General features: G+C 63.9%; 20 protein-coding genes. 14 read left to right on the top strand and 6 right to left on the bottom strand.

The window, feature by feature from the left end; genetic code table 11:
* Window positions 1-174 precede the first annotated feature (174 nt).
* Window positions 175-4,128, bottom strand: coding sequence for a trifunctional transcriptional regulator/proline dehydrogenase/L-glutamate gamma-semialdehyde dehydrogenase (gene putA, locus JKP78_RS06950; protein WP_186684389.1), 3,954 nt, complete (start codon window positions 4,126-4,128; stop codon window positions 175-177).
* A gap of 357 nt (window positions 4,129-4,485) precedes the next feature.
* On the opposite strand from putA, the gene putP reads away from it, so the two are divergent.
* The 9 genes from putP (at window position 4,486) to JKP78_RS06905 (ending at window position 15,362) form a co-directional block, all read left to right on the top strand.
* Window positions 4,486-5,964 (top strand): sodium/proline symporter PutP, encoded by a 1,479-nt coding sequence (gene putP, locus JKP78_RS06945; RefSeq protein WP_186684391.1) that lies wholly within the window; start codon window positions 4,486-4,488, stop codon window positions 5,962-5,964.
* A gap of 185 nt (window positions 5,965-6,149) precedes the next feature.
* Window positions 6,150-6,986, top strand: coding sequence for a 23S rRNA (adenine(2030)-N(6))-methyltransferase RlmJ (locus JKP78_RS06940; RefSeq protein WP_200626351.1), 837 nt, complete (start codon window positions 6,150-6,152; stop codon window positions 6,984-6,986).
* A gap of 236 nt (window positions 6,987-7,222) precedes the next feature.
* Window positions 7,223-8,980: a carbamoyltransferase family protein gene (locus tag JKP78_RS06935; RefSeq protein ID WP_186684395.1), complete on the top strand. Its 1,758-nt coding sequence runs from the start codon at window positions 7,223-7,225 to the stop codon at window positions 8,978-8,980.
* Window positions 8,964-10,094: a glycosyltransferase gene (locus JKP78_RS06930; RefSeq protein ID WP_200626349.1), complete on the top strand. Its 1,131-nt coding sequence runs from the start codon at window positions 8,964-8,966 to the stop codon at window positions 10,092-10,094. The genes JKP78_RS06935 and JKP78_RS06930 overlap by 17 nt, the downstream gene beginning before the upstream one ends.
* Window positions 10,094-10,990, top strand: coding sequence for an antimicrobial resistance protein Mig-14 (locus tag JKP78_RS06925; RefSeq protein ID WP_170033086.1), 897 nt, complete (start codon window positions 10,094-10,096; stop codon window positions 10,988-10,990). Before JKP78_RS06930 ends, JKP78_RS06925 begins: the two co-directional genes overlap by 1 nt.
* Window positions 10,987-12,390 carry a PIG-L deacetylase family protein gene (locus tag JKP78_RS06920; protein ID WP_186684401.1) on the top strand — a complete coding sequence of 468 codons (1,404 nt, stop codon included), beginning with the start codon at window positions 10,987-10,989 and terminating at the stop codon, window positions 12,388-12,390. Before JKP78_RS06925 ends, JKP78_RS06920 begins: the two co-directional genes overlap by 4 nt.
* 46 nt (window positions 12,391-12,436) lie before the next feature.
* Window positions 12,437-13,393, top strand: coding sequence for a glycosyltransferase family protein (locus tag JKP78_RS06915; protein WP_200626347.1), 957 nt, complete (start codon window positions 12,437-12,439; stop codon window positions 13,391-13,393).
* Window positions 13,394-13,459: 66 nt separating this feature from the next.
* On the top strand, window positions 13,460-14,233 hold the full coding sequence (locus tag JKP78_RS06910; protein ID WP_200626344.1) for a glycosyltransferase family 2 protein: 774 nt from the start codon (window positions 13,460-13,462) through the stop codon (window positions 14,231-14,233).
* Between the two features lie 37 nt (window positions 14,234-14,270).
* The gene (locus JKP78_RS06905; protein ID WP_200626342.1) at window positions 14,271-15,362 is read left to right on the top strand and encodes a glycosyltransferase; all 1,092 of its coding nucleotides are present in this window, start codon (window positions 14,271-14,273) and stop codon (window positions 15,360-15,362) included.
* A 3-nt stretch (window positions 15,363-15,365) separates the two neighbouring features.
* Here the strand turns inward: JKP78_RS06905 and JKP78_RS06900 are convergent, their stop codons facing one another.
* Window positions 15,366-15,971 (bottom strand): toluene tolerance protein, encoded by a 606-nt coding sequence (locus JKP78_RS06900; RefSeq protein ID WP_200626340.1) that lies wholly within the window; start codon window positions 15,969-15,971, stop codon window positions 15,366-15,368.
* A gap of 101 nt (window positions 15,972-16,072) precedes the next feature.
* On the opposite strand from JKP78_RS06900, the gene JKP78_RS06895 reads away from it, so the two are divergent.
* From JKP78_RS06895 to hldE, 3 genes are all read left to right on the top strand, one after another.
* A complete protein-coding gene (locus JKP78_RS06895; RefSeq protein WP_200626338.1) occupies window positions 16,073-17,248 on the top strand; it encodes an O-antigen ligase family protein in 1,176 nt (391 codons plus the stop codon).
* Between the two features lie 15 nt (window positions 17,249-17,263).
* The gene (gene msbA / locus JKP78_RS06890) at window positions 17,264-19,072 is read left to right on the top strand and encodes a lipid A export permease/ATP-binding protein MsbA (RefSeq protein ID WP_200626336.1); all 1,809 of its coding nucleotides are present in this window, start codon (window positions 17,264-17,266) and stop codon (window positions 19,070-19,072) included.
* A 130-nt stretch (window positions 19,073-19,202) separates the two neighbouring features.
* A complete protein-coding gene (gene hldE, locus JKP78_RS06885) occupies window positions 19,203-20,624 on the top strand; it encodes a bifunctional D-glycero-beta-D-manno-heptose-7-phosphate kinase/D-glycero-beta-D-manno-heptose 1-phosphate adenylyltransferase HldE (RefSeq protein WP_170033072.1) in 1,422 nt (473 codons plus the stop codon).
* Window positions 20,625-20,762: 138 nt separating this feature from the next.
* On the opposite strand, the gene JKP78_RS06880 is transcribed toward hldE, so the two are convergent.
* The 4 genes from JKP78_RS06880 to JKP78_RS06865 all read right to left on the bottom strand — a co-directional run bounded on the left by JKP78_RS06880 (window position 20,763) and on the right by JKP78_RS06865 (window position 24,479).
* Window positions 20,763-21,731, bottom strand: a complete 969-nt coding sequence (locus JKP78_RS06880) for a metal ABC transporter ATPase (RefSeq protein ID WP_186684409.1) — start codon at window positions 21,729-21,731, stop codon at window positions 20,763-20,765.
* Between the two features lie 52 nt (window positions 21,732-21,783).
* On the bottom strand, window positions 21,784-22,596 hold the full coding sequence (locus JKP78_RS06875; protein ID WP_186684411.1) for an aldo/keto reductase: 813 nt from the start codon (window positions 22,594-22,596) through the stop codon (window positions 21,784-21,786).
* A complete protein-coding gene (locus JKP78_RS06870) occupies window positions 22,593-23,768 on the bottom strand; it encodes an NAD(P)/FAD-dependent oxidoreductase (protein WP_170033066.1) in 1,176 nt (391 codons plus the stop codon). The genes JKP78_RS06875 and JKP78_RS06870 overlap by 4 nt, the downstream gene beginning before the upstream one ends.
* Before the next feature lie 378 nt (window positions 23,769-24,146).
* Window positions 24,147-24,479, bottom strand: coding sequence for a DMT family transporter (locus JKP78_RS06865; protein ID WP_170033064.1), 333 nt, complete (start codon window positions 24,477-24,479; stop codon window positions 24,147-24,149).
* Between the two features lie 86 nt (window positions 24,480-24,565).
* Here JKP78_RS06865 and JKP78_RS06860 point away from each other — a divergent pair, with 86 nt between their 5' ends.
* A complete protein-coding gene (locus JKP78_RS06860) occupies window positions 24,566-25,456 on the top strand; it encodes a LysR family transcriptional regulator (protein WP_186684413.1) in 891 nt (296 codons plus the stop codon).
* Window positions 25,457-25,467: 11 nt separating this feature from the next.
* Window positions 25,468-26,739, top strand: a complete 1,272-nt coding sequence (gene waaA, locus JKP78_RS06855) for a lipid IV(A) 3-deoxy-D-manno-octulosonic acid transferase (protein ID WP_200626334.1) — start codon at window positions 25,468-25,470, stop codon at window positions 26,737-26,739.
* Window positions 26,740-26,898: the final 159 nt, after the last annotated feature.

The following is a 26,898-nucleotide window of genomic DNA, read 5'->3' as shown; positions in this document are numbered from 1 at the left end:
GTCGGTTTAGAAATGGGTTGGGCATTCAGGCTCTCGCCTTCAGTCTTTTGGCGCTTTTGAGATCGAGCGCCGCCCGCGCGGCGCTCGATCTCATGGGCGCAAAAGATCTCAAGACATGCGCGTATAAAAAAGGAGAGCCGAGGCTCTCCTTTTTTCTTCAACAACCCTCAGCCATCAGCCAATGGTCATCAGGCTGGCGTTACCACCCGCCGCCGCAGTGTTCACACTTACCGCCCGCTCGATCACCAGGCGTTCCAGCGCAATCTGATGATCCCCGCTGGACAGCCCGTGTACACCGACGATCGCCCCGGCACGCTTGGCCACCTGCTGGCACACGCCGCGCAGCTGGTCCGAGTCGCCATGGTGGATCACGGCGTCGAACGCCACTTCGTCCTTGCTCCAGTCCGCCACCAGCTTGACCTTGGCCTGCAGCTCTTTCGGCAGGCGAGCGCGCAGGGCCTTGCCAGGTTCGCCGTCTACCCACACCGCCGAGCTACCTACAGCCAGCACTGCGGCGAACTGCGCCAGCAGGTCGGCTTCGTTGTCAGCCAGGCACAGCACGTGCTCACGCGGCAGGATGGTATAGCTGTTGCGCTCGCCGGTCGGGCCTGGCAGCAGGCGGGCGATGCCGCTCTGCGACTGGCTGGCAAACTGGCTGCACAGCGCGCTCAGGTCGGCATGCTGGTTGCTCTCGGCCCAGGCTTTCAGACCGTGCAACGGCCTGATCAGCTGCTCGTGCAGGCTGCGGTCCGGCTTGCCTTCGCCGTCCTGCTGCTGGAAGTGGCGGCCGATCGCGTCCGCCGGGCGGGTCGAGAGCAGGCGGTACAGGTACAGCGGGCCGCCGGCTTTCGGGCCGGTGCCGGACAGGCCTTCACCACCGAACGGCTGCACGCCAACTACGGCACCGACAATGTTGCGGTTGACGTACATGTTGCCGGCTTTGGCGGTTTCCACCACCTTGGCGATGGTCTCGTCGATGCGGGTGTGCACGCCGAGGGTCAGGCCGTAACCGGAGTTGTTGATCTGCTCGATCAGCTGGTCCAGATTGCGGCGGTTGTAGCGCACCACGTGCAGCACCGGGCCGAAAATCTCACGCTTCAGTTCGTCGAAGCTTTCCAGTTCGATCAGGGTCGGCATGACGAAGGTACCGCGCTTGATCTCGGCAGCATCGGCAATCGCCACCTGGTAGACCGGGCGGCCTTTCTCGCGCATGCCCTGGATGTGCTTCTCGATGCCGGCCTTGGCTTCGGCGTCGATCACCGGGCCGATGTCCACGGCCAGGCGGTCCGGGCTACCCAGGCGGCTTTCGGCCATGGCGCCCTTGAGCATTTCGATCACGCGGTCGGCGGAGTCTTCCTGCAGGCACAGCACGCGCAGTGCCGAGCAACGCTGGCCGGCACTGTCGAAGGCCGAGGACACCACGTCGATCACCACCTGCTCGGTCAGCGCCGAGGAGTCGACGATCATCGCGTTCTGGCCACCGGTTTCGGCGATCAGCGGGATTGGTCGGCCCTGGTTGTCCAGGCGGCCGGCGACGTTGCGCTGCAGCAGGCGGGCGACTTCGGTGGAACCGGTGAACATCACGCCCTTGACGCGCTCGTCACCGACCAGGCCGGCACCGACGGTTTCGCCGCGGCCTGGCAGCAGTTGCAGCACGCCTTCCGGAATGCCGGCTTCCAGCAGCAGGCGCACGGCCTGGGCGGCGATCAGCGGGGTCTGCTCGGCCGGCTTGGCCAGCACCGGGTTACCGGCGGCCAGGGCCGCGGCCACCTGGCCGGTGAAGATCGCCAGCGGGAAGTTCCACGGGCTGATGCACACCACCGGGCCCAGTGGGCGGTGGGCGTCGTTGCTGAAGTCGTTGCGTGCCTGCACCGCGTAGTAGCGCAGGAAGTCTACCGCTTCACGCACTTCGGCAATGGCGTTGGCGAAGGTCTTGCCGGCTTCGCGGATGAGCAGGCCCATCAGCGGCTGAATCTCGGCTTCCATCAGGTCGGCGGTGCGTTCCAGGATGGCAGCACGTTCGGCTGGCGGGGTGGCCTGCCAGATCGGTGCGGCATTCAATGCGCACTGGATGGCGTTGTCGACGTCGGCGACAGTGGCTTCCTGCACATGGCCGACCACGTCGCGGTGGTCCGCCGGGTTCAGCACGGCGACGGCAGCGCTCTCGCTGGCGGCGCAGGCCAGCAGCGGGGCGGCTTTCCAGTCGTTGTGGGCAGTGGCCAGCATGGCGCAGGACAGCGACGCCAGGCGGTGTTCGTTGGCCATGTCGATGCCGGCCGAGTTGGCCCGCTCGCTGCCATATAGCTCACGCGGCAGCGGGATGCGCGGGTGCGGCAGGCCGATGCTGCCTTCCTGGGTGCCCATGCGCTCGATGCTGGCGACCGGGTCGGCGACCAGCTCCTGGATGGAGATCGAATGGTCGGCGATGCGGTTGACGAACGAAGTGTTGGCGCCGTTTTCCAGCAGGCGACGCACCAGGTAGGCCAGCAGCGTTTCGTGGGTGCCGACCGGTGCATAGACACGGCACGGGCGGTTCAGCTTGCCTTCGGAAATCTTGCCGACCACCTGCTCGTACAGCGGCTCGCCCATGCCGTGCAGGCACTGGAACTCGTACTGGCCCGGGTAGTAGTTCTGCCCGGCAATGTGATAGATGGCCGACAGGGTGTGGGCGTTGTGGGTGGCGAACTGCGGGTAGATGGCTTCAGGCACGGCCAGCAGCTTGCGGGCGCAGGCCACGTAGGACACGTCGGTGTACACCTTGCGGGTGTAGACCGGGTAGCCTTCCAGGCCTTCGACCTGGGCGCGCTTGATCTCGCTGTCCCAGTAGGCGCCTTTTACCAGGCGAATCATCAGGCGGTGGCGGCTGCGCTTGGCCAGGTCGATGACATAGTCGATCACGTAAGGGCAGCGCTTCTGGTAGGCCTGGATGACGAAGCCGATACCGTTCCAGCCGGCCAGCGAAGGTTCGAAGCACAGGCGCTCGAGCAGGTCGAGCGACAGCTCCAGGCGGTCGGCTTCCTCGGCGTCGATGTTCAGGCCGATGTCGTACTGCTTGGCCAGCAGGGTCAGCGACAGCAGGCGCGGGTACAGCTCTTCCATCACGCGCTCGTACTGGGCGCGGCTGTAGCGCGGGTGCAGGGCCGACAGCTTGATCGAGATGCCCGGGCCTTCATAGATGCCACGGCCATGGGAGGCCTTGCCGATCGAGTGGATGGCCTGCTCGTAGGACGCCAGGTACTTCTGCGCGTCATGCTCGGTCAGTGCGGCTTCGCCGAGCATGTCGTAGGAATAGCGGAAGCCCTTGGACTCGAAGCGGCTGGCGTTGGCCAGGGCTTCGGCGATGGTTTCGCCAGTGACGAACTGCTCGCCCATCAGGCGCATGGCCATGTCGACGCCCTTGCGGATCATCGGCTCGCCGCTCTTGCCGATAATACGGGTGAGCGAGGCAGTGAGGCCGGATTCGTTGTGGGTGGAGACCAGCTTGCCGGTCAGCAGCAGCCCCCAGGTGGCGGCGTTGACAAACAACGACGGGCTGTTGCCCAGGTGTGGCTGCCAGTTGCCGGTGCTGATCTTGTCGCGGATCAGCGCGTCACGGGTGCCCTTGTCGGGGATGCGCAGCAGGGCTTCGGCCAGGCACATCAGTGCCACGCCTTCCTGGGACGACAGCGAGAACTCCTGCAGCAGGCCCTGGACGATACCGGCACGGCCACCGGCGCTCTTCTGGTTACGCAGTTTTTCCGCAAGGCCGGCGGCCATCTTGTTGGTCGCCTCGGCCAGCGGGGCGCTCAGGCGAGCCTGCTCCAGCAGCATCGGCACCACTTCCTGTTCGGGGCGGCGGTAGGCGGCGGTAATCGCCGAGCGCAGCACCGACTGCGGCAGGATGCTCTCGGCGAACTCGAGGAAGCACTGGTGGCTGTGGTCGGGCTGGATTTCGCCGGCGTCGTCGGCCAGGTTGCTGGCGTGACCGTTGAGTTCGGTCAGGGTGGCACCACCCTCGAGCTTCTCCAGGTAGTTGAAGATCGCTTGCTTGATCAACCAGTGCGGCGTGCGGTCGATGGACTGCGCAGCTGCCTTGAGTCGCTCACGGGTCGGGTCATCGAGTTTGACCCCAAGGGTGGTCGTCGCCATTTCTTATCCTCGTTATTGCCACGGCTGTGGCCTAAGCTGGCGCCAAGAGTAGCTGTAGGACAATTCGGGTGCAACCAGGTGCAACCCTAATTTTCGATGAAAAAGGTGCAACTCGTCAGCTGCTCGGCCGTGCCCGCTGAAAAGGCGTGTTTTCGGTGCGTTTTATTCTGAAAAACGCCCTCATTGCTCCAAAAAGGAGCAAAAAACGGGCTTTATCGGAAAATGCGCTGGCAGGTGCAACTTGCAGGTGAAAAATGGTTGCACCCGCTTCGCGTTGTTGCATAGCATTCGCCGCCTGGGTGCAACCGCCATGGCTGCGGTTGTGCATGAGATAAAAACAAACGCCAGGGCACACATATGGGCAACCCACTAACGATCACGTTCGTGATCTACATCGCGGCAATGGTGCTGATCGGCTTCGCGGCCTATCGCTCCACCAAGAACCTTTCCGACTACATCCTTGGCGGTCGCAGCCTGGGCAGCGTGGTTACCGCGCTCTCCGCCGGTGCTTCCGACATGAGCGGCTGGCTGCTGATGGGCCTGCCAGGCGCCATCTACTTCGCCGGTTTGTCCGAAGCCTGGATTGCCATCGGCCTGACCGTCGGCGCCTACCTGAACTGGCTGTTCGTCGCTGGCCGCCTGCGCGTGCAGACCGAGCACAACGGCGATGCACTGACCCTGCCGGACTACTTCTCCAGCCGTTTCGAAGACCACAGCGGCCTGCTGCGGATCATTTCGGCCATCGTGATCCTGGTGTTCTTCACCATCTATTGCGCTTCCGGCATCGTTGCCGGTGCCCGCCTGTTCGAAAGCACCTTTGGCATGTCCTACGAAACCGCCCTGTGGGCCGGTGCGGCGGCGACCATTGCCTACACCTTCATTGGTGGCTTCCTGGCGGTGAGCTGGACCGATACCGTGCAGGCATCGCTGATGATCTTCGCGCTGATCCTCACCCCGGTTATCGTGCTGATTTCCACCGGCGGCTTCGATCAGACCTTCGCCGCTATCGAGGCGGTGAACCCGGCTCACTTCGACATGTTCAAGGGCGCGACCTTCATCGGCATCATTTCGCTGATGGGTTGGGGGCTGGGCTACTTCGGCCAGCCGCACATCCTGGCGCGCTTCATGGCCGCCGATTCGGTGAAGTCGATCGCCAAAGCTCGTCGCATCTCCATGACCTGGATGATCCTGTGCCTGGCCGGTACCTGTGCCGTGGGCTTCTTCGGCATCGCCTACTTCTCGGCTCACCCTGATCTGGCTGGCCCGGTCACCGAGAACCACGAGCGTGTGTTCATCGAGTTGGCCAAGATCCTGTTCAACCCGTGGGTCGCCGGTGTGCTGCTTTCGGCCATCCTGGCCGCCGTCATGAGTACCCTGAGCTGCCAGCTGCTGGTGTGCTCCAGCGCCCTGACCGAGGACTTCTACAAGGCCTTCCTGCGCAAGAACGCTTCGCAGGTCGAGCTGGTGTGGGTCGGTCGCCTGATGGTGCTGGCCGTGGCCCTGATCGCCATCGCCATGGCCGCCAACCCGGAAAACCGCGTGCTGGGCCTGGTGGCCTACGCCTGGGCCGGTTTCGGTGCCGCATTCGGCCCGGTGGTGCTGATTTCGGTGCTGTGGAAAGGCATGACCCGTAACGGCGCGCTGGCCGGTATCGTGGTCGGTGCGCTGACCGTGATCCTGTGGAAGCACTTCGACACCCTCGGGCTGTACGAGATCATCCCGGGCTTCCTGTTCGCCAGTATCGCCATCGTCTTGGTGAGCAAGCTGGGCAGCCCTTCGAAAGCGATGGTACAGCGCTTCGAAACGGCTGATGCGGCGTATCACGCTGACAAGTAATACCGGTTGAATCGGCGGCGCCTGCTTCGCGGGCCTGCCCGCTCCCACAGGAACTCCACAGCATTTGAGATCTGTGCAGGCCGTGTGGGAGCGGGCAAGCCCGCGAAGCAGCCCCCGCCGATCGACAGTCAGGCCTGACTCCGCCTGCAAGGCAAGGTAAACTTGCCACCCCCGCAGGAGTTGCCATGAATTATCGTCACGCCTTCCACGCCGGCAACCACGCCGACGTCCTCAAGCACATCGTGCTGACCCGCCTCATCGCCCTGATGTCGCGCAAGGAGCAGCCGTTCGCCTACATCGATACCCACGCAGGGCTCGGCTTGTACGACCTGCAAGGTGACCAGGCAACCCGCACCGGTGAATACCTGGAAGGGGTGGCCCGCCTGTGGAATCGCGATGACCTGCCGGCCATGGCTGCTGACTACCTGCGCATCATCAAGCGCCTGAATGCTGATGGCGAGCTGCGCTATTACCCTGGTTCGCCCGAGCTGGCCCGCCGCCTGATGCGCCAGCAGGACCGCGCCCTGCTCAACGAGAAGCACCCTGAGGACGGGCCGCTGCTCAAGGACAACATGAAGAAGGACCCGCGCGTGGTCGTGCACCTGGGCGAAGGTTGGCATGTGCCGCGCGCCCTGCTGCCGGTGCAGGAAAAGCGCGCGATCATGCTGGTCGACCCGCCGTTCGAACAGGCTGATGAATTGAAGCGCTGCACCACGGCGATGAAAGAAGCGATCAGCCGCATGCGCCAGACGGTCGCGGCCATTTGGTATCCGATCAAGGACCAGCGCTCGCTGATCCGTTTCTACCAGGACCTGACCAGCACCGGCGCACCGAAACTGCTGCGGGTCGAACTGTACGTGCACCATCAGGACAGCCCGCAGGGCCTCAATGGTTCCGGCCTGGCCATCGCCAACCCGCCGTGGGGGCTGGAGGACGAGCTGAAAGAGCTGCTGCCCTGGCTGGCCAAGGAGCTGGCGCAGACCGCCGGCAGCTTCCGCATGGACTGGCTGATCGCCGAGTAGGCTGCACCGCGATCCCTGTAGGCGCGGCCTCGTGTCGCGATGGGCCGCAACGCGGCCCTGGCAGTTTTTGCTGCGAAGCTGAAAAACTTGGGGCCGCTTTACGGCCCATTCGCGACACAAGGCCGCTCCTACAACGACCGCGCAGTTCGTGATGTTTGCGTTATAATCCCGCCCTTTAGCCGCCACCCGCCCAATGGGCCGCTGGCGCATTTCTACCGAATGAAGAGGCTGATCCCTTGGCATTGACGATTCTTGGCCTGTCCGGCGCCCTTAGCCATGACCCTTCCGCGGCCCTGTACATTGACGGCAAGCTGGTTGCCGCCGCCGAAGAAGAGCGCTTCGTGCGTGACAAGCATGCGAAGAACCGCATGCCCTACGAGTCGGCGAAGTTCTGCCTGGAGCAGGCCGGCATCAAGCCATCCGATGTCGACGTGGTAGCCATCCCGTTTGCCCCGATCAGCCTGTTCGGCAAGGCACGCTGGCACTACGCCAAGCGTTACTGGTACGCCCCGGACCGGGCCCTCGACGCCATCCTGATGGGCAACCGCCGCTACAAGCGCTACCGCAAGAAGATCGTCTGGTGCCTGGAGCAGCTGGGCTTCGACCCGAAAAAGGTCAAGATCGAGCCGGTCGAGCACCACCTGGCCCACGCCTCCAGCGCCTACCACTGCTCGGGCTTCAAGGAAAAGACCGCGATCCTCGGCATCGACGGTAAAGGCGAGTACGCCACCACCTTCTTTGGCTACGGCGAAAATGGCAAGATCCACAAGATCAAGGAATTCTTCGATCCGGATTCGCTGGGTGGCCTGTACGGGGCAATCACCGAGTTCCTCGGCTTCGAGATGCTCGACGGCGAGTTCAAGGTCATGGGCATGGCGCCGTATGGCGATGCCAGCAAGTACGACTTCTCGCGCCTGGCCAGCTTCGAAAACGGCGAACTGGTGATCAACACCGAGTACGCCAACGTGATCGGCCTGCGCCGCTATAAAGAGAAGGGCAAGGGCTTCTACTTCTCGCCGAAGCTGATCGAATGGCTGGGCCCCAAGCGCGAAGGCGACATCGCCGACGAGCCCTACATCCATTACGCGGCCAGCATGCAGGCGCTGTTCGAGAAAATCGCCCTGCAGATGATCGACCATTACCTGGGCGACACCCTGCGGGAAACCGGCAAGCTGGCCTTCGCTGGCGGCTGCGCGCTGAACGTCAAGCTCAACCAGAAGATCATCGCCCGTTCCGATGTGAAGGAACTGTTCGTGCAGCCGGCCTCTGGTGACGCCGGTACTGCCGTGGGCGCTGCCGCCTACGTTTCCCACGCCCGTGGCGTGCCGGTCGAGAAGATGGAACACGTCTACCTCGGCCCGTCGTACTCCAACGAAGACGTGATCGCCGCCTGTGCCCGCCACCCGAACGCGCCGAAGTGGCGCAAGCTCGACGACATGCCGCAGCGCATCGCCCGGATCATGGTCGATGGCAACCCGGTAGCCTGGTTCCAGGGCCGTATGGAGTTCGGTCCGCGTGCCCTGGGTGGCCGTTCGATCATCGGTTGCCCGAGCGTGCCGGGCGTGGCCGACCGCATCAACGAGCAGATCAAGTTCCGCGAGCGCTGGAGACCTTTCTGCCCGTCGATGCTCGACACCGTCGCCCCGCAGATGATCAAGGTCGACCACCCGGCACCGTTCATGACCTTCACCTTCGAAGTGGCTGAAGAGTGGAAGACCCGCGTACCGGAAGTCGTTCACGAGGATGGCACGTCGCGGGCCCAGGTGCTCAAGCGCGAATACAACCCGCGCTACTATGACATGATGAAGGCGTTGGAAGACCTCACTGGCAACGGCGTGTCGCTCAACACCTCGCTGAACCGCCGTGGTGAACCGATGATCTGCTCGCCGACCGACGCCTTGAACATGTTCTTCGGCTCGGACCTGCAGTACCTGATCATGGAAGACATCCTGGTTGTGAAGGACGGTGCGGCCGCGTATGACCAGCCGCTCTGAACCGCGCATCCTGCAGTTCTGCCATGGCTATGACGGGCCGTTCCTGGACTGTGCCCGTCAATACGCCAGCCTGTTCCAGGGGCATGGCTACCAGGTGACCACGGTGTTCCTCACCGGTACTGCCGACCCGCAAGTGGCGGCTGGCTGTGCGTCGGACGAGGTACTGTTCCTCGAGTTCAGCTCCAAGGCCGTGCGTGGCCTGAAGCTCGGCGCTATCCGCGCGTTGCGGCGGATAGCGGCCGAGCGCAACTTCGCCTTCTGCATTGCCCATCGTTTCAAGCCGATCTATGTGGCGCTGCTCGGTACCAGCCTGCCGGTGATTGGCGTGCACCATGCCTTCGGCGACTATCAGCGCAAGGGCCGCCGGCTGTTCGCCAACCTGTTCAGCAAGCGCTTGAGCCTGCTCGGGGTGTCGGACGCCGTGCGTGATGACATGCGCCGCTGTCTGCCGCAGTGGCCGGCAGAGCGTATCCAGACCTTGTACAACCGCATCGATATCGACGCCCTGCAAGCGGCCCTGGCGCCGCGCGCCGAGGCTCGCCAGGCCCTGGGCCTGGATGCGCAGGCGTGGATTGTCGGCAATGTCGGGCGCCTGCACCCGGACAAGGACCAGGCCACCCTGTTGCGTGGCTTTGCCGAAGCGCTGCCGGGGCTGCCGACTGGCGCACGCCTGGCGATCCTCGGCAAGGGCCGCCTGGAGGCCAGGCTCAAGGCGCTGGCCGCCGAGCTGGGCATTGCCGGGCAGGTCGATTTCCTTGGCCAGGTGCCGGACGCGCGCCGTTATTTCCAGGCGTTCGACGTGTTCGCCCTCAGTTCCGACCATGAGCCGTTCGGCATGGTCCTGCTCGAGGCCATGGTTGCCGGTGTTCCAGTGCTGGCCACGGCCTGTGGCGGTGCGCGCGAAGTGGTCGAAGGGGTTGGCGTGCTGTTCCCGCTCGGCGATGCCGGGCAGCTGGCCCAAGGCCTCAAGCACCTGGCCGTGCTCGATGTGGCGCAGCGCCAGGCCTGTGCCGAACACATGCTGCAGCGCCTGCGTGAGCGTTTCTCCGACCAGGCGGTGCGCGAGGCCTTCTGGCAACTGCCACAGGTCCGCTCACTGGTAGGGAAGGCCTGATGCTCAACCGTATCCAGGCTTTCCGCGAGCGCGGTTGGCAAGCCATCGACGCCACGGCCTACGCCGAGGCATGGGCGCGCTTTGGCGGCAGTGTCGCCACCCATCCGCGGGTCGTCGAACAGTTGGCCGACCTGGCGCAGATCCCGGTGCGTTATCTCGGCTGGTACCAGGCCGGCGAGCTGAGGGCTGCCATCCCGACCTGGGGGCGCCACCTGGCGCTATCCAAGGAGGTGCTCAAGCGTGCCGGCAAGAAAGCCCTGTTCGACCTGGGCAATGCCGAGATCATCCTGCCGGCGGCGGCCGATGCCGCGGCGCCGTTGCGCCATGCGGCGCGCTACCTGTCCGAACTGAACCAGGGTCGTTTCAGTGGCCTGAAGGTGCAGAAGGAACAGCTGGCCATGGCTCGCGCCCCGGAAGACCTGTCGAAGAAGTTCCGCTACAACCAGCGCCGCGAGCTGCGCCTGCTGGAGGAGGCGGGCGGCGTGGTGCGCCCGATCAGCGACTTCACCGCGCAGGAAATTGCCAGCATGTACTGCGAGCTGTTCCAGCGCCGCTGGGGCTTCCCGGCCACCGGTGCCGAGCGCATGGCTGACGTACTGGAACGCCTGCACGAGCTGCTGATCGGCTCGGTGCTGCTGCTGGACGGCAAGCCGATTGCGATCCAGCTGGTATACCGTGTCGAAGCGCCGGAGTGGCTCAGCGTGGAGTACATCAATGGTGGCGTCGACCCGGAAACCAAGGCCTTCAGCCCTGGCAGCGTACTGAGCTTCCTCAATACCCAGGCCGCCTGGGAGGACGCCCGTGCGCGCAACAAGCCGCTGCGGTTCTCGTTCGGCCGTGCCGATCGCGAATACAAGGACCGCTGGTGCAACCCAGTGCCGGTGTATCAGGCGTGAGCCGCAAGCAGCAGTTGCTCAAGCGCCATCGGCGCAACAAGCGCCTGGGCTTGCTGGTGGGCCTGGTCGCGCTGGTTGCGCTGGGCGCGTTCACCTGGTGGTGGCTACCGCTGCTGCTGTTGCCGCTGTTGTGGGCGGGTCATGAAGCCTGGTTTGCCGACCATCTGTTCTATGCGCCTGGCGAGGATTACGCCTACGACTTCGGCGATCAGGCCCGGGCGGTTGCCGCCAGCCTGGACGCTGGCCTGCTCAAGGCCGATTGCGCGCTGCAGGGCAACGAAACCTTGGTCCTCGAATTGCACGTGAAAAGCACCTGGCTGGGGCGCTTCTTCGACCCGTGGGTCGAACTGCTGGCTACCGGGCAGGACGACCGGCAAACTTTCGAGCGCGGTGTCGATGGCCTGCGCTTTCTCAACCTGAGCGGCCTGGCCGCGCCCCTGCAAGCCGGTTCGTTGCGCCTGCGTGGCCGTCATTGCCGGTTGCAAGGCCAGCCGCGCCTGTGGATAACCCCGCCGGTCGAACTGCAACGGCGTCGGGTCATGGTGATCGCGCCGCATGCCGATGATGCCGAGCTGGCCGCTTACGGTCTCTACAGCCAGGCCGACGAAGCTTGGGTGGTGACACTGACCGCCGGTGAAATCGAGGCTGAGCACTACCAGCAGATGGGCCTGGCCAAGGCCGAGGCTGCGCGATTGAAGGGCCGTCTGCGGGCCTGGGACAGTATCGCCGTGCCACGCTGGGCCGGTGTGCCGCAGTCGCGTTGCGTGCAACTGGGCTATTTCTGCCTGCAACTGCCTGCCATGCAGGCCGCGCCAGACCAGCCGGTTGCCTCTCGTGAGGCCGAGCTCGCCGATGTCCGTGTATTCCGCCAGTTCAACCCGTTCCCGCTGCCGGCCGACGCTGATGGTGCACCGACCTGGCAAAACCTGCTGGCCGACCTGCGGGCCGTGCTGGAAATGGCCAGGCCGCAGGTGCTGGTGATGCCACACCCGCAGCTCGACCCGCACCCTGACCACATCTGCGCCCAGGCGGCAGTGCTGGAGGCCTTGCAAGGCCTGGCCTGGCAGCCGCAAACCGTGCTTTGCTACGCCAACCACCTGCATGACAACGACCGCTGGCCGATGGGCAACAGTGGCGATGGCGTTGCCTTGCCACCGCAGTTGCGCACTGATCAGGCCTGGGCACCCTGCAGCCTGGTGCTGGACCTGCCGACCCAGCGTGACAAGGCCATGGCCTTGGGCATGATGCACGACCTGCAGCCGCCAGCGCCGTTCAAGCGCCGTGTGCGCCGCTTGTTGCAACGCTGGCTGGCCGGGCGGCGGCCATCGCCTTATGGGGAGAACGAATTCTTCCGCAAGGCCGTGCGCCGACATGAACTGTTCTGGCGGCGTGAGCTGTAGCTTCCCCATGGTTGACCGCGATGGCGCAGAGCGCCCAAGGAAAGCAATGAAAGTCCTATTTCTGGTGCAGAAGGAACAGCGGGCGATTCTTGACCGCCTGTACGATGGCGTCGCGGCCAACTGCGAATGCGACCTGCGCTGGCTGACCAGCGAAGACCAGCGCAACCTGCGCCGCTATTTCAAGCGGGAAGTGCAGGTCGAGCGCTATGACCGCATCGTGTTCTTCCTGCGTTTCAAGCAGGAGATTCGCCAGGCGGCGTTCATCCGCACGGTGCCGAACCTGGTCATCCTCGAGCATGACGCCTACCAGAACTACATCCCGTGCAAATACACCGGCAAGTTCAGTGCGCACTACCGTAAGCTGCCATGGGCGCGAGTGATCAGCTCTGGCTACATGGTCAGCGAGCGCCTGCGCCAGGAAGGTTTCGATGCCGTGTTCGTGCCCAAGGGCTACGACGAGCAGTTGCTGAGTGACCAGGGGCGTGAGCGTGACATCGAACTGGCCTTTGTCGGCAGCACCAACAGCGTGGCCTACAGCGGCCGCAAGGCGTTGCTGGACGAGCTGGGCCGGGTCGAGAACCTGGTGGTGACCCGCACCAAGTCGGGTGAGGACTACTGCAACACGCTCAACCGCATCCGCTTCTTCGTCAGTGCCGACGTCGGCATGGGCGAATACATGATCAAGAACTTCGAAGCCATGGCCTGTGGCTGTGTGTTGCTGGCATATGACCAGGGCGAGCAAGAGAACCGCGCGCTGGGCCTGCAGGACATGCACAACGTGGTGTTCTATGACAGCATTCCGACCTTGCAGGAAAAGCTCCGCCGCTTGCGCGCGGAACCTGAACTGGCCCGGCGGATTGCTGAAAATGGCCGCCATCTGGCGGTTTCCCGTTTTAGTTTCGCCGCAGTTGGACGTAGCATCGTCGACCATATGCGTCCGGCGCTCAGGCCTCACCCGCCGTTGTCTGCATGGCAGCGGTTGCGCCTGAAGCTGGGCATCTAACATAAGAGCTTTCGCACCTACGGAGCGGGTGTTGAAAGTTGATAGTCGCAAGGCGGAGGGAGTCCGGTGCGCTTTTCAAATGAGAGTGACGTCACGCTCGTCGTGACCAGTTGTGGGCGGTTCGATCTGCTCAAAGATACCCTTGAGAGTTTCGACCGCTGCAACACTGCGCCGATTCGTGAGGTATTCATCACCGAAGACTCCGGTGACGATGCCGTGCATGCCGCTGTGCCGGAGCACTGGAAACCGCACTGCAAGGTGTTCGTGAACCGGCCCAAACGCGGCCAGTTGCCGTCTATCGACCTGGCCTACAGCCATGTCAAGACGCCCTATATCTTCCATTGTGAGGACGACTGGCATTTCTATCGCCAGGGTTTCGTCGAAGATTCCCAGGCCATTCTGGATGTCAGCCCTGAGCTGTTACAGGTCTGGTTGCGCAGCCATGCTCATGATCTGGCCATCCATAGCCCATACATTCACCTTGGTGATCGCCAAGTGATCGCCGGTGTGCCTTGTTACCCGTTGCTCTCCGATAAGGCCGAGTGGCAGGCGTTTTCGCTTAACCCCGGGCTGCGTCGTTTGAGCGATTACCAGCGCTGCGCACCATTTGCCGCCTATGCTGGAGAAAAGGCACTTTCTCGACGTTACGCTGAACTAAATCTGACAGCGGTCACCTTGGAGGGTGACGCAGTATTGCACACTGGATTTGGTAATCATGTGACCTTGCCCATTGAAGTGGAGCGCAAGACCAAACGCCGTAAACGTGATCGCATAAAGTTGGCATTGACGCTGGTGGCGGGTGCCGTGATCGGCATGGGAATCACCATTCTTGTTCAATGAAGTCGCTGTCCCACCTGACGTGAGCGGGAGAGGGCCCATGAACATCGTCAATATGATGTGGGCGGGTGGAACGCCGTACCTGTCCATCCACAAGGTACATCGGCAGGTGCTGGCGCATGCAGGCGTCGATGCCCGGATCAGTAACTGGCTGCTGCTGGGTAGCGGCCTCTGCTGTGGACTCGGTTCTACCCGGGAGTGGCACATGCCGTCGCGGGCATTGAAGGGGCGCCATCTCTGGCGCCTGTTGCGCCCATGGTTGCGCATGCGCTTGCGCAGGGCATTGTACGAGGCCCAGGCGGAAGTCGTGCTGCTCGACGGTGTCGGAGTGGCACGGCTGGTGCTGCCGTTGTTGCATCAGGTTACGCACCTGCGTGCCAAGGTGCTGTTTCATGGCAAGACGCGCCTGAGCGCCAGCGATTTGCGCTTACTGCGCAGTTTTCCGACAGAGCGGCTGAGCATCGCTGCCGTTTCGCAGACGCTTGCCACATCGCTCGAGCATGAGCTTGGCAGGCCGGTGCAGACTTTGCGCATGGCCCTTGATCCGCTGGCTTTCGCCGAGCTGCTTTTGAGCCGGGAGGCTGCCAGGCAGGCCTTGCAGTTGCCACAGGCAACCGGGGTGACGCTGGGCGCGGTGGGGCGGCTGGTTGAGAGCAAAGGCTTCGAGATGTTGATCGAGGCGTTCGCCAAGGCCAGTGTGGGCCGGTCGGACCTGCAATTGGCAATCATCGGCGAAGGTCCCCAACATGCCCTGTTGCAGGCCCGTATCGACGCACTGGGTCTGGCCGGGCGTGTTCATCTCAGCGGGCACCGCGACGACCTGCAGCAGTTGTACCGGGCATTCGATTGGCTTTTGGTGCCTTCACGTTCCGAAGGCCTGGGGCTGGTGGTGCAGGAGGCTGTCATGGCCGACGTGCCGGTGATATGCAGCGACCTGCAGGTGTTCCGCGAACAGTTGCAGGATACCGGCGGTTATTTGCCCATTGCCAATGAAGACGCCTGGGCAGAGGCAATCGAGCGTTGTACTGCGCTCAATGCCTCGGCGGTAGCTGCCCGGCAGCGTAAGGCGTTGGCTCCGGAGCAGGCCTGGCAGGCGTTCCGCAACGGATCGCAGAGCCTGCTGCGCAGTTAACCCTCAGCGCACCAGCAGGGCTGCCTCGAAGGCAGCTAGGGGGAAGCGGTCACCGAGATTCTCTCGTTCGATATAGCGCACCATGTGCTGGACGTTGCGCCGAATCATGCGCCCTGACAGCGGCGGACGCAGGAAGCGCATGTCAGCCACGTCGATCAGCCCCAACTGCTGGTCGGGCGTGACCACTACATTGCCCAGGTGCAACGAGCGGAAGTACACCCCGCTGCGGTGCAGTTGGTGAACCAGTTCGATCAGCTGCGGCAGATAAGCGTCCCAACTGAACCCTTCATCACGCGACATCTGCAACAAGGTGCGTCCTGGCAGCGGCCGATACAGCACGGCGGTACGGCCAGGCAGGTCGAGCTTGTGCTGGCTGATCACCTGCAAGGTGGGAATACCCATTTGCGCCAGGCGCGCGGCGTTGTCGACGAAGCGTTGCGAGTATGGACGCAGCAGTGCAGATGAAATCAGTCGCTTCCTGCGAAAAACCTTGAGGAAATTACCATCCGCGAGCAGGTAGACTTTGGCGCCATGGCTATCCGCCTCTAGCACCTGGGCGCCTAGTGTCAGCTGATCGAAGTCGACCTGGTTGAGCCGGGAGCATTGCATGAAAAGAGCCTTGTCATCGGGCGAACGAAATGACCGGCAATAATGCCGAAAATAATGTTGTTGCACCATTGGATGGTGTATTTGATTCATCGGGGGAAAGGATGTTGTATCAGAAAAGCTGGGCGAAGGCCTGGTTGGGCTTTGGTCTGGTCTGGTTCCTGGCAGCGATTGCCCTGGCGCCGAGCAACAAGGTCTATCAGCAAGGCCTGGTGTTGTTCCTGTGGTTGCCGACGCTGGTCCTGGCATGGTCTGCCAGGCAGGTATTGGTGCAGGCCTGGAAGCTTCAGCCCGCTTTATGGGGGAATGTGCTGTTGCTGTTGGCGTGGAGCGCGCTGAGCCTGGCATGGTCGGTGGGCGAAGAGCCGGGACGTGAGGCCAAGCGCCTGCTCTACATTCTGGTCTTCCTGTTGGCGTTTCCGTTGCTCGCGCAGCTTGGCCAGGCACGCATTCGCCAGTTGTTGTTGGTCGGTAGCGCGTTGCTGGCCGTTGCCGCGCTGGTTTCGGTAATTCGTTTCTACGGCATGCAGGGCTACCCTTTGCTGGCTCGCCTGCAAGGCATCGGCGAAATATCGCACCCGATCCTGGGCGCCTACGTCATCGGTTCGGCGGTGTTATTCCTGCTTTATCAGCCGCCGCAGCAGCGCGGCTTGCAGCTATTGTGGCTCCTGGCACTGGCTTGCCTGGGCTTTTTTGTCATGCTTAGCCAGAGCCGTGGGGCGGTCCTGGCTCTGGTACTCACGGTGATCTTGGCCCCGCTGTGGTTCCGTGACCGTAATAGTCGAATATTTTCCATCCTGGCGGCTATCGCCACCGGCCTGGCCTTCTATTTCATCTATGACCTGATTGCCGAGCGCGGCTCCTCCTACCGGCCGGAAATCTTCCATTCCGCGATCGACATGATTGCCGCGCATCCCTGGACCGGCCTCGGCCTGGGTGCAGCCTACGAGGTAACCGCCGTGGGCAAGCACTTCGACCATACACACAATATGTTCACCCATGTCGCTGTTGAGCTGGGCCTGCCCGGCATGCTGCTGTGGGTCATGGTATGGCTGTACACGCTGGGTGAAATCGTGCGGGCACGTGGCACCCTGTTCGGCAAGGTCCTGCTCGGTTTCTGGGTGTACTCGACGCTGGCCATGCAATTCGATGCCGCCAGCCTCACCGGTACGCCGCGTGCCGAATGGTTCATCAGCTGGCTGCCGGTGGGCCTGGTCATGTTGCTGCCATGGGGGCGTGCCGAAAATGATGCCTGTGGTAAAATTTCCGGTTCAACCTGAACAGCGAGCTCGATAATGGCCGAAACACCGCGACCGGCGGAACACACCTCCAGCCTGAAGATCTACTTCCGGCTGTTGAGCTATGTGAAACCCTATGTCGGCATTTTCCTGCTGAGCATCATTGGTTTCGTGATCTTTGCCTCGACCCAGCCCATGCTGGCCGGCATCCTCAAGTATTTCGTCGATGGGCTGAGCAACCCCGAAGCGGTGTTGTTCCCCAACGTCCCCTACCTGCGCGACCTGCAACTGTTGCAGGCGGTGCCGCTGCTGATCATCCTGATCGCCGCGTGGCAGGGCCTGGGTTCGTTCCTCGGCAACTACTTCCTGGCCAAGGTGTCCTTGTGCCTGGTGCACGACCTGCGCGTGGAGTTGTTCAACAAGTTGCTGGTACTGCCCAACCGCTACTTCGACAACCACAACTCCGGGCACTTGATCTCGCGCATCACCTTCAACGTGACCATGGTCACCGGTGCGGCCACCGATGCGATCAAGGTGGTGATCCGTGAAGGCCTGACGGTGGTGTTCCTGTTCGCCTACCTGCTGTGGATGAACTGGCACCTGACCTTGGTGATGGTTGCCATCCTGCCGGTGATCGCGGTAATGGTCAGCGTCGCCAGCAAGAAATTCCGCAAGCAGAGCAAGAAGATCCAGGTGGCCATGGGCGACGTGACCCATGTTGCCTCGGAAACCATCCAGGGCTATCGCGTGGTCCGCAGCTTTGGCGGCGAAGCCTACGAGGAGCAGCGTTTCGCCAAGGCCAGCCAGAGCAACACCGACAAGCAGCTGCGCATGACCAAGACCGGCTCGCTGTACACGCCGATGCTGCAACTGGTGATCTACTCGGCCATGGCTGCGCTGATGTTCCTGGTGCTGTTCCTGCGCGGTGAGTCCACTGCCGGTGACCTGGTGGCCTATATCACCGCCGCCGGCCTGCTGCCCAAGCCGATTCGACAGCTTTCCGAGGTCAGTTCGACCATCCAGAAGGGCCTGGCCGGTGCCGAGAGCATCTTCGAGCAACTGGACGAAACGCCTGAAGTGGACACCGGTACCGTCGAGAAGGAGCGGGTGGAAGGGCGCCTGGAAGTGCGCAACCTGAGCTTCACCTACCCCGGCACCGAGCGCGAAGTGCTCAGCGACATCAGCTTCGTCGCCGAGCCTGGGCAGATGATCGCCCTGGTCGGCCGCTCGGGCAGCGGCAAGTCGACCCTGGCGGCGTTGATCCCGCGCTTCTATCATCACGACCAGGGGCAGATCCTGCTCGATGGCGTGGAGATCGAGAACTACCGCCTGCGCAACCTGCGGCGCCACGTTTCGCAGGTGACCCAGCACGTCACCCTGTTCAACGATACCGTGGCCAACAACATCGCCTACGGCGACTTGGCCGGGGCACCGCGCGCCGACATCGAAGCTGCTGCGGCCGATGCCTATGCCAAGGAGTTCGTCGACCGCTTGCCGAAAGGCTTCGATACCGAAGTGGGCGAGAATGGCGTACTGCTCTCCGGCGGCCAGCGCCAGCGCCTGGCCATCGCCCGGGCATTGCTGAAAAACGCACCGCTGTTGATCCTCGACGAAGCCACCTCGGCGCTGGACACCGAGTCCGAGCGGCATATCCAGGCTGCCTTGGACCATGTGATGCAAGGCCGTACCACGCTGGTGATCGCCCACCGCCTGTCGACCATCGAGAAGGCCGACCAGATCCTGGTAATGGATCAGGGCCGTCTGGTCGAGCGCGGCACCCATGCCGAGTTGCTCGCGGCCAATGGCCATTATGCCCGCCTGCATGCCATGGGCCTGGATGAGCCGGCCAAGGCCGATATCACCTGAACCTTCGTTGATCGGGGCCGTCACGGCCCCGATTGTCACGGGAATTTTCCTGGGCTGATATGGCCGTAAAGCCGTCGCCAACCCTGTGCTAATATCCTGCCCCTGTTCATTATTTTCATATGGGTTGCCCATGAAGTTGTCCATGCCGCGTTTCGATCAAGCCCCGGTACTGGTGGTCGGCGATGTCATGCTCGACCGCTACTGGCATGGCGGTACTTCGCGTATCTCGCCTGAAGCGCCGGTCCCGGTGGTCAAGGTCGATCAGATCGAGGATCGCCCCGGCGGCGCGGCCAACGTTGCCTTGAACATCGCCGCCCTGGGTGCACCGGCGGCGCTGATCGGCGTTACCGGCCAGGACGAGGCTGCCGACAGCCTGGCCAACAGCCTGCAGGCTGCCGGTGTGCGCTCGGTGTTCCAGCGCATCGCGCACCAGCCGACCATCGTCAAGCTGCGGGTCATGAGCCGTCACCAGCAGCTGCTGCGCATCGATTTCGAAGAACCGTTCGCCACCGACCCGCTGTCGCTGGGGGCCGAGGTCGACAACCTGCTCGAAGGCGTCAAGGTGCTGGTCCTGTCCGACTACGGCAAGGGCGCACTGAAAAACCACCAGAGCCTGATCGAGGCGGCACGGGCCAAAGGCATTCCGGTGCTCGCCGACCCCAAGGGCAAGGACTTCTCCATCTACCGTGGCGCGAGCCTGATCACCCCGAACCTCAGCGAGTTCGAGGCCATCGTCGGCCGTTGCGCCGATGAGGCCGACCTGGTCGCCAAGGGCCTGCAACTGTTGCAGGATCTGGACCTGGGCGCCTTGCTGGTGACCCGTGGCGAGCACGGCATGACCCTGTTGCGCAGCGGCCAGCCGGCGCTGCACCTGCCGGCGCGGGCGCGGGAAGTATTCGACGTGACCGGTGCCGGCGATACCGTCATCTCCACCCTCGCGGCAGCCATCGCTGCCGGTGAGGACCTGCCGCACGCGGTGGCCCTGGCCAACCTGGCGGCGGGCATCGTGGTCGGCAAGCTGGGTACGGCGGCAATCAGCGCCCCTGAACTGCGCCGGGCCATCCAGCGTGAAGAAGGCTCCGAGCGCGGTGTGCTGGGCCTGGAGCAACTGCTGTTGGCGATCGACGACGCGCGGGCGCACAAAGAGAAGATCGTCTTTACCAACGGTTGCTTCGACATCCTGCATGCCGGGCATGTCACCTACCTGGAGCAGGCCCGTGCGCAGGGCGACCGCCTGATCGTCGCGGTCAACGACGATGCCTCGGTCAGCCGCCTGAAAGGGCCGGGCCGGCCGATCAACAGCGTCGACCGGCGCATGGCCGTACTGGCCGGGCTGGGCGCGGTGGACTGGGTGATCAGCTTCCCGGAGGGTACCCCGGAGAACCTGCTGAGCCAGGTCAAGCCGGATGTGCTGGTCAAGGGTGGTGACTACGGCATCGACCAGGTGGTTGGCGCCGATATCGTCAAGGCCTATGGCGGTACCGTGAAGGTGCTGGGGCTGGTCGAGAACAGCTCGACCACGGCGATCGTCGAGAAGATCCGCAAGCACTGACCTGCCCTTGGGGGTCGCTTCGCGGCCCATCGCGACACAAGGCCGCTCCTACAGCAGGCAGCGCAACGCCCAGGTTTGCGCGGTCCCCTGTAGGAGCGGGCTTGTGTCGCGATGGGCTGCGCAGCAGCCCCCTGGATCCTACTTGTGCAGCGAAGTGCGCGCCCGCTCCAGCAGCGCCCGCGCCTTGTCTCCAAAGCGCTGCAGGTGCGAGGCCCGCACCGGCTTGCTTTCCACCAACCCCTGCTGCTTCACCCAATCCTTCCAGCGCACCCGCTCTTCCTTCACCACCCAACCCTCCTGGTGAGCAAAACTCTCAGCCAGGTGTATCCCCCGCGTGCTTGCCGGTACCAGCTCATCCTTTTTCAGCGTATACAGCTCGGCCAGTGGCTGGCCGTCCTGCAAAGGCATCAGGTACAGGTCCGGCCGTTTGCGGTTGAGCCGCGCCACCAGTTGGTCACCTTCGAGCCGCTCATCGACGTGGAACAGGCTGAGCTTCTTGGCCTCCCGAGGTACCTGCAGGCGCATGTCATAGATCAGCTGCAACGAAGCGGTAGGCAGGTGTACATAGGCTCGTGGCCGCTCCAGCAGCATCAGTTTGCCGCAATGCACCGGGCGCGCAGCACCGGACTGCGGCGTCAGCACAAAGTGTGGGTTTTCGCGGTAGTGCAGGGCAGCGGCGTAGGGCACTGGCAGCCAGGTATCGTTGAAGCGCCCGCCCAGCCAGCCTTCCGGGGTTTCCAGCAGGCATTCCTCGGCCACTTCCTGCACCGCAGTGTGCAACGGCAGGTTCAGTTCCTGCGCCGGCACGTAACCGGAAATCAGCTTCAGCACCACATCGCCTCGGTCCTGCCGGCGCTGGCGTACCAATACCCAGTAGTCACGGTTCTGCCAATGCAAGGTCAGTCGCACCGACACGCCCAGGTTGGCCAGTTCCACCACGAAGCGCTGCGCGTCGGGCAACTGGATGGCCTTGCGCCGCTGTTGGGTCTGGGCGAAATTCAGCGGCATGCCGATGCTCTGGTAGATCAGCCCCTCGGGCGTGGCCTCGACATGCAGCGGCAGGGTCTTGAAGTTGCTCGGGTTCTTGCGGATCAGCGTACGCGCCACGAGGCTCCTCCTTGCGTCGGGTCAGTCTCCAGGCCAGTAGGCCAGGGGCAACTCAATGCCGGCCCAGAATACGGGCGACGGTCGCCACGTTATGGGCCAGGTGCAGCGGATTGATGGTGCCGACGATAGCACTGCTGACACCCGGATGGGCAAACAGCAGCTCGAAGCTGGCTTGCACCGGGTCCACCCCTGGGGCCAGGCAGATATGCCCGCTGGCCAAGGCCTTCTTCACCAGAATGGCCTTGCCGTGCTCGGCAGCGTAGTCCAGCACCGGGCGTTCTGCCTGCTCGTTGAGGTTGTAGGTGACCATGGCGCAATCGCCTTGCTCCAGCGCCTTCAGGCCGCCGGCGACAGTCTTGCCGGACAGGCCATAGCCGAGGATCTTGCCCTCCTGCTTGAGCTCGGCGAGGGTCTGGTACACCTCCTGCTGTTCGAGTATGGCCAGGTCGTTGCCGTCGGAGTGCACCAGCACCAGCTCGATGCGGTCGGTTTCCAGGCGCTGCAGGCTGCGCTCGACCGAACGGCGGGTGTGGGCAGCACTGAAGTCGAAGTGTGACTGGCCGTTGTCGAATTCTTCGCCAACCTTGCTGACGATCACCCATTCATCACGCTGGCCGCGCAGCAGCGGGCCCAGGCGCTCTTCGCTGCGGCCGTAGGCAGGTGCGGTGTCGATCAGGTTGATACCCAGCTCGCGGGCCTGGGCCAACAGCAGGCGGGCGTCGTCATCATCGGGGATGGTGAAGCCGGTGGGGTACTTGACGCCCTGGTCGCGGCCCAGCTTGACCGTGCCCAAGCCCAGCGGCGAAACCTTGAGGCCAGTGCTGCCCAAGGGGCGGTGGAAGTCGTGCAGGGTTGGCAGGCTCATGGCAGCAGTTGCTCCCAGGCCGGTACGCCCAGTGGTGGGCGTGGCAGGTCGGGCAGGTCCGCCTGGGCCTGTGGGTGGATGCCGTCACGCTCCAGGTGGGCGATTACCCGGTCGCTGAAGTCCGGCGCCAGGGCCAGCTTGGTCGGCCAGCCGACCAGCAGGCGTTGCTGGTCGGCGAGGAAGGCGTTGTCGGGGCGCACCAGGCCAGATTGTGCTGGTTCCGCGCGGCTGACCCGCAGGGTGGCCCAGCGCACCTGGCTCTGGTCGACCCATGGCAGCAGGCTGGCGATTTCCTTCTGTGCCGCCGCGATTTGCGCCGACGGCTCGCGGGCGACGCCATCGGCCTCGGCCAGGTCGCCGCCCAGGTACCAGACCCACTGGCCATCGGCGGCCGGATGGGTGGTGACGGTCACCCGCGGCTTCGGCCCGCCACCCAGGCAGTGGGCATAAAGCGGCTTCAGGTTGGCGCCTTTGGCCATGACCATGTGCAGTGGGCGGGTCTGCATGGCTGGCTGGTTCAGGCCCAGGGCATGCAACAAGTCTTCGGTGCCGGCGCCAGCGCTGAGCACGATGCGCTGGGCGCGGATGTCGCGGCCATCCACGCACAGGCCGACCAGCTCGTCAGCCTCGCGCAACGGTTCGATGCGCTCGCCGGCCAGCAGGCTGTCACCCGCCAGTTCGGCCAGGTTGGCCAGCAGGCTGGGCACGTCGACGACCAGTTCGGCCAGGCGATAGACCTTGCCCTTGAAGGCGCGGTCCTGCAGTGCCGGTGGCAATTGCTCGCCCTTCACCTGATCGACCCGGCCGCGCACGGCCTTGCTGGCGAAGAAGCTGGTGAGGTTGCCGGCCAGGGTGCCTGGCGACCACAGGTAGTGGGCGTCGGACAACAGGCGGGTATGGGTAAGGTCCAGCTCGCCGCTGCCATTCAGCGCTTCGCGCCAGCGGCGCGGCATGTCGGCGATGGCTTCCGAGGCACCGGTGAGGGCGCCGTGCAGGGCGTATTTGGTACCGCCATGGATGATGCCCTGGGACTTGATGGTCTGCTCGCCGCCAAGGCTGGCGCGCTCCACCAGCACTGTCGAATAGCCCAGGCGACGCAGGCGGGCATTGAGCCAGAGGCCTGCGACCCCGGCGCCGACGATCAGCACGTCAGTGGAAATGGCGGATGGCATGGCGGTACCTCGAAGTCTGGGACAGCTGGCAAGTATACAGGGTCGGGCACAAGGGGGGCTGCTGTGCAGCCCTATCGCGACACAATGGGCGTGTACAGCCTCGGGGTTTTCTGAAATTGCCTTGAATGGCTGGCCGGAATGAGGATGGTCGAGACGATACTCGATGGCATCGAGTAGCCGTCTGAGCCGCAGAAGAAGGTGTCAGGCTGGGGGGCTTGGCTGGGATTGTGTGAGGGCTGACAGGGGCCCGCCTTGATGCTTGCTGCGCCTGTGAAATCGAGCGCCGCCCGCGCGGCGCTCGATCTACGCGACACCATAAAAATCAAGGCAAGCACCTGGCAGCTCTGACCCAACCTCCCGCCAGGCACAAGGCAACCATCAATGCCCAGCCGTCTTCGAAAACAGCTGGATCACCACCACCCCACCCACGATCATCGCCATGCCCAGCATGGCCGGCACATCCAGCTTCTGCCCATAGATCACCAGCGCCGCTACACTGATCAGCACGATCCCCAACCCAGACCAGATGGCATAGGCGATCCCTACCGGAATGCTACGGACTACCAGGGTCAGCATCCAGAACGCGATGGCGTAGCCAATCACCATCAGCAACAGCGGCAGCGGCGTGCTCAGGCCTTTCACCGCTTTCATCGAGGCGGTGGCAATGACTTCGGCGCAAATGGCGATGGCGAGGTAGGTGTAGGCATTCATGACGGGATCCTCCGGTAACAGGCCGCAGATTCTAGACTCACCCTGGATGGGGTAAAGTCATTACCTATCAACAGTGGAGATAGGTGATGGCCGAACAGTGGAACCTCGAACAGTTGCGCACGTTCCTGCGGGTCGCCGAATTGCGCTCGTTCTCGGCCGTGGCCCGCGAACAGCGCAAAGCCCAGTCGGCGATCAGCAGTGCGATTGCCATGCTTGAAGCCGACCTCGGGGTCACCTTGTTCGAGCGCAGCAGTGGGCGCCAGCCCAAGCTGACCGAAAACGGTAGCGCTCTGCTGCAAGACGCCCGTGAACTGTTGCGCCAATGCGAGCGCCTGGATGGGCGCGCGCTGGCGCTGATGCGCGGGCAGGAGGCCTTGCTGCGGGTGGCCCAGGACGAAGCCATGCCCTACCAGCCGGTCATCGACAGCCTCGACGAACTGGCCAGCCGCTACCCGTTCCTGGAAGTGCAACTGGCCAGCGGCGCGCAAGGCGATGTCGCGCGCAAACTGGTGGAGCGACGTGCCGACCTGGGGCTGTTTTTCAATCACGAAAGCATCCCGGCCTCGTTGGACCGGCGTGCCTTGGGCAGCGTGGAAATGGTTACCGTGTGCGCGGTCGGCCACCCGCTGGCAGGCGAAGGCCGGGTCACCCGCCAGCAACTGGCCCGCCACCGGCAGTTGCTGATCACCCCGCAGCAAAGTGGCTACCCGGGCGGTGAGGCGATCAGCCCGCAGGTGTGGCGCGCCGACAGCTTCTACGCCATGGCCGAACTGTTGATGCGCGGGCTGGGCTGGGCCTGGCTGCCGCGACACGTGGTGCAATACCCGACCTACCAGGCGCACATGGTCGAACTGGACAGCGAGTGGCGACCGCCGGCCCTGGTGGCGGAACTGGCCTGGCGCCGTGACGCGCCCTTGGGCCCGGCCGCACAGTGGTTGGCCGAGCGCTTTGCAGTGCACCTGCGCGCGATCGGGTAAACTCCGCCGCCATGAACAGAACACTCTATACCTTGCTGTTTCACCTGGGCCTGCCGCTGGTTGCGCTGCGCCTGTACCTGCGCGCGCGCAAGGCGCCGGCCTATGGCCAGCGCATCGGCGAGCGCTTTGCCTGCAAGCTGCCGGCCATGCACCGGGGCGGCATATGGGTACATGCCGTTTCGGTGGGCGAGAGTATCGCTGCGGCGCCGATGGTGCGTGCCTTGCTCAAGGCCTACCCTGGGCTGCCGATTACCCTGACCTGCATGACGCCCACCGGTTCCGAGCGTATTCGCGCCCTGTTCGCCGACGAACCACGCGTGCAGCATTGCTACCTGCCGTACGACCTGCCTTGGGCGGCGGGGCGTTTCCTCGACCATGTGCGGCCGAAGCTGGGCATCATCATGGAAACCGAGCTGTGGCCCAACCATATCCACCAGTGTGCCCGGCGTGGCATCCCGGTGGCCTTGGCCAACGCGCGTCTTTCCGAGCGTTCGGCCCGTGGCTATGGGCGCTTCGCCAAACTGACCCGGCCGATGCTGGCCGAGATGAGCCTGATCGCCGTGCAGACCGAAACCGAGGCCCAGCGCTTCCGTGAGCTGGGCGCGCGCCCCGAGTGCGTGCAGGTCACCGGTTCGATCAAGTTCGACCTGAAGGTCGACCAACAACTGCTGCCACGGGCCAGGGCATTGCGTGAACAGTGGGGGGCCGAGCAGCGACCAGTGTGGATCGCCGCCAGCACCCACGAAGGCGAGGATGCCTTGATCCTGCAGGCGCATCGGCAGTTGCTGCAGGTACATGGTGATGCGTTGCTGATCCTGGTACCGCGTCACCCCGAGCGGTTCGCTGCGGTGCACGCGCTGTGCAGCGAACAGTTCACCAGCGTGCGTCGCTCGGCCGGTACCCCGGTCGATGCGCAGACGCAGGTATTGGTCGGCGACACCATGGGCGAGTTGCTGTTCCTCTATGCACTGGCCGACATTGCCTTCGTTGGCGGCAGCCTGGTAGCGACCGGTGGGCACAACCCGCTGGAGCCCGCAGCGCTGGCCTTGCCGGTGCTGATGGGGCCGCATGTGTTCAACTTCCTCGAGATCAGCGCCATGCTGCGCGAGGCGGGGGCGTTGCAACAGGTGGACGATGCCGACGGTTTGGCCGAGGCCGTGCGCCGGTTGATTGAGCTGCCGCAGGATGCCCAGCGCATGGGCGAGGCGGGCAGGGCGGTGATGCGAGCCAATCAGGGGGCGTTGCAGCGGCTGCTCGATGGCCTTGGCAATCTCATCAACTGATTTCCAGATAGATCCTCACAGCGAAGCGATTCCTGTAGGAGCGGCCTTGTGTCGCGATGGGGCGCGCAGCGGCCCCGAGTACAGCAAACCCGGTCCATCTCAACGACCGAATGTGCTTTCCCAGGGCCGCTGCGCGCCCCATCGCGACACAAGGCCGCT

Origin of the sequence: Pseudomonas sp. LAM2023 (genome assembly GCF_016620375.1) — a bacterium.
Taxonomy (GTDB): Bacteria; Pseudomonadota; Gammaproteobacteria; order Pseudomonadales; family Pseudomonadaceae; genus Aquipseudomonas; species Aquipseudomonas anuradhapurensis.
Note: the sequence above shows the minus strand (reverse complement) of the source record. Positions and strands in the feature narration are given on the sequence as shown.

What these genes read in the sequence shown, in the direction of transcription:
- putA (WP_186684389.1), bottom strand. Translation starts at nt 4,128, where the DNA reads ATGGCGACGACCACCCTTGGGGTCAAACTCGATGACCCGACCCGTGAG.
- putP (WP_186684391.1), top strand. Translation starts at nt 4,486, where the DNA reads ATGGGCAACCCACTAACGATCACGTTCGTGATCTACATCGCGGCAATG.
- JKP78_RS06940 (WP_200626351.1), top strand. Translation starts at nt 6,150, where the DNA reads ATGAATTATCGTCACGCCTTCCACGCCGGCAACCACGCCGACGTCCTC.
- JKP78_RS06930 (WP_200626349.1), top strand. Translation starts at nt 8,964, where the DNA reads ATGACCAGCCGCTCTGAACCGCGCATCCTGCAGTTCTGCCATGGCTAT.
- JKP78_RS06925 (WP_170033086.1), top strand. Translation starts at nt 10,094, where the DNA reads ATGCTCAACCGTATCCAGGCTTTCCGCGAGCGCGGTTGGCAAGCCATC.
- JKP78_RS06915 (WP_200626347.1), top strand. Translation starts at nt 12,437, where the DNA reads ATGAAAGTCCTATTTCTGGTGCAGAAGGAACAGCGGGCGATTCTTGAC.
- JKP78_RS06905 (WP_200626342.1), top strand. Translation starts at nt 14,271, where the DNA reads ATGAACATCGTCAATATGATGTGGGCGGGTGGAACGCCGTACCTGTCC.
- JKP78_RS06900 (WP_200626340.1), bottom strand. Translation starts at nt 15,971, where the DNA reads ATGCAATGCTCCCGGCTCAACCAGGTCGACTTCGATCAGCTGACACTA.
- JKP78_RS06895 (WP_200626338.1), top strand. Translation starts at nt 16,073, where the DNA reads ATGTTGTATCAGAAAAGCTGGGCGAAGGCCTGGTTGGGCTTTGGTCTG.
- msbA (WP_200626336.1), top strand. Translation starts at nt 17,264, where the DNA reads ATGGCCGAAACACCGCGACCGGCGGAACACACCTCCAGCCTGAAGATC.
- hldE (WP_170033072.1), top strand. Translation starts at nt 19,203, where the DNA reads ATGAAGTTGTCCATGCCGCGTTTCGATCAAGCCCCGGTACTGGTGGTC.
- JKP78_RS06875 (WP_186684411.1), bottom strand. Translation starts at nt 22,596, where the DNA reads ATGAGCCTGCCAACCCTGCACGACTTCCACCGCCCCTTGGGCAGCACT.
- JKP78_RS06870 (WP_170033066.1), bottom strand. Translation starts at nt 23,768, where the DNA reads ATGCCATCCGCCATTTCCACTGACGTGCTGATCGTCGGCGCCGGGGTC.
- JKP78_RS06865 (WP_170033064.1), bottom strand. Translation starts at nt 24,479, where the DNA reads ATGAATGCCTACACCTACCTCGCCATCGCCATTTGCGCCGAAGTCATT.
- JKP78_RS06860 (WP_186684413.1), top strand. Translation starts at nt 24,566, where the DNA reads ATGGCCGAACAGTGGAACCTCGAACAGTTGCGCACGTTCCTGCGGGTC.
- waaA (WP_200626334.1), top strand. Translation starts at nt 25,468, where the DNA reads ATGAACAGAACACTCTATACCTTGCTGTTTCACCTGGGCCTGCCGCTG.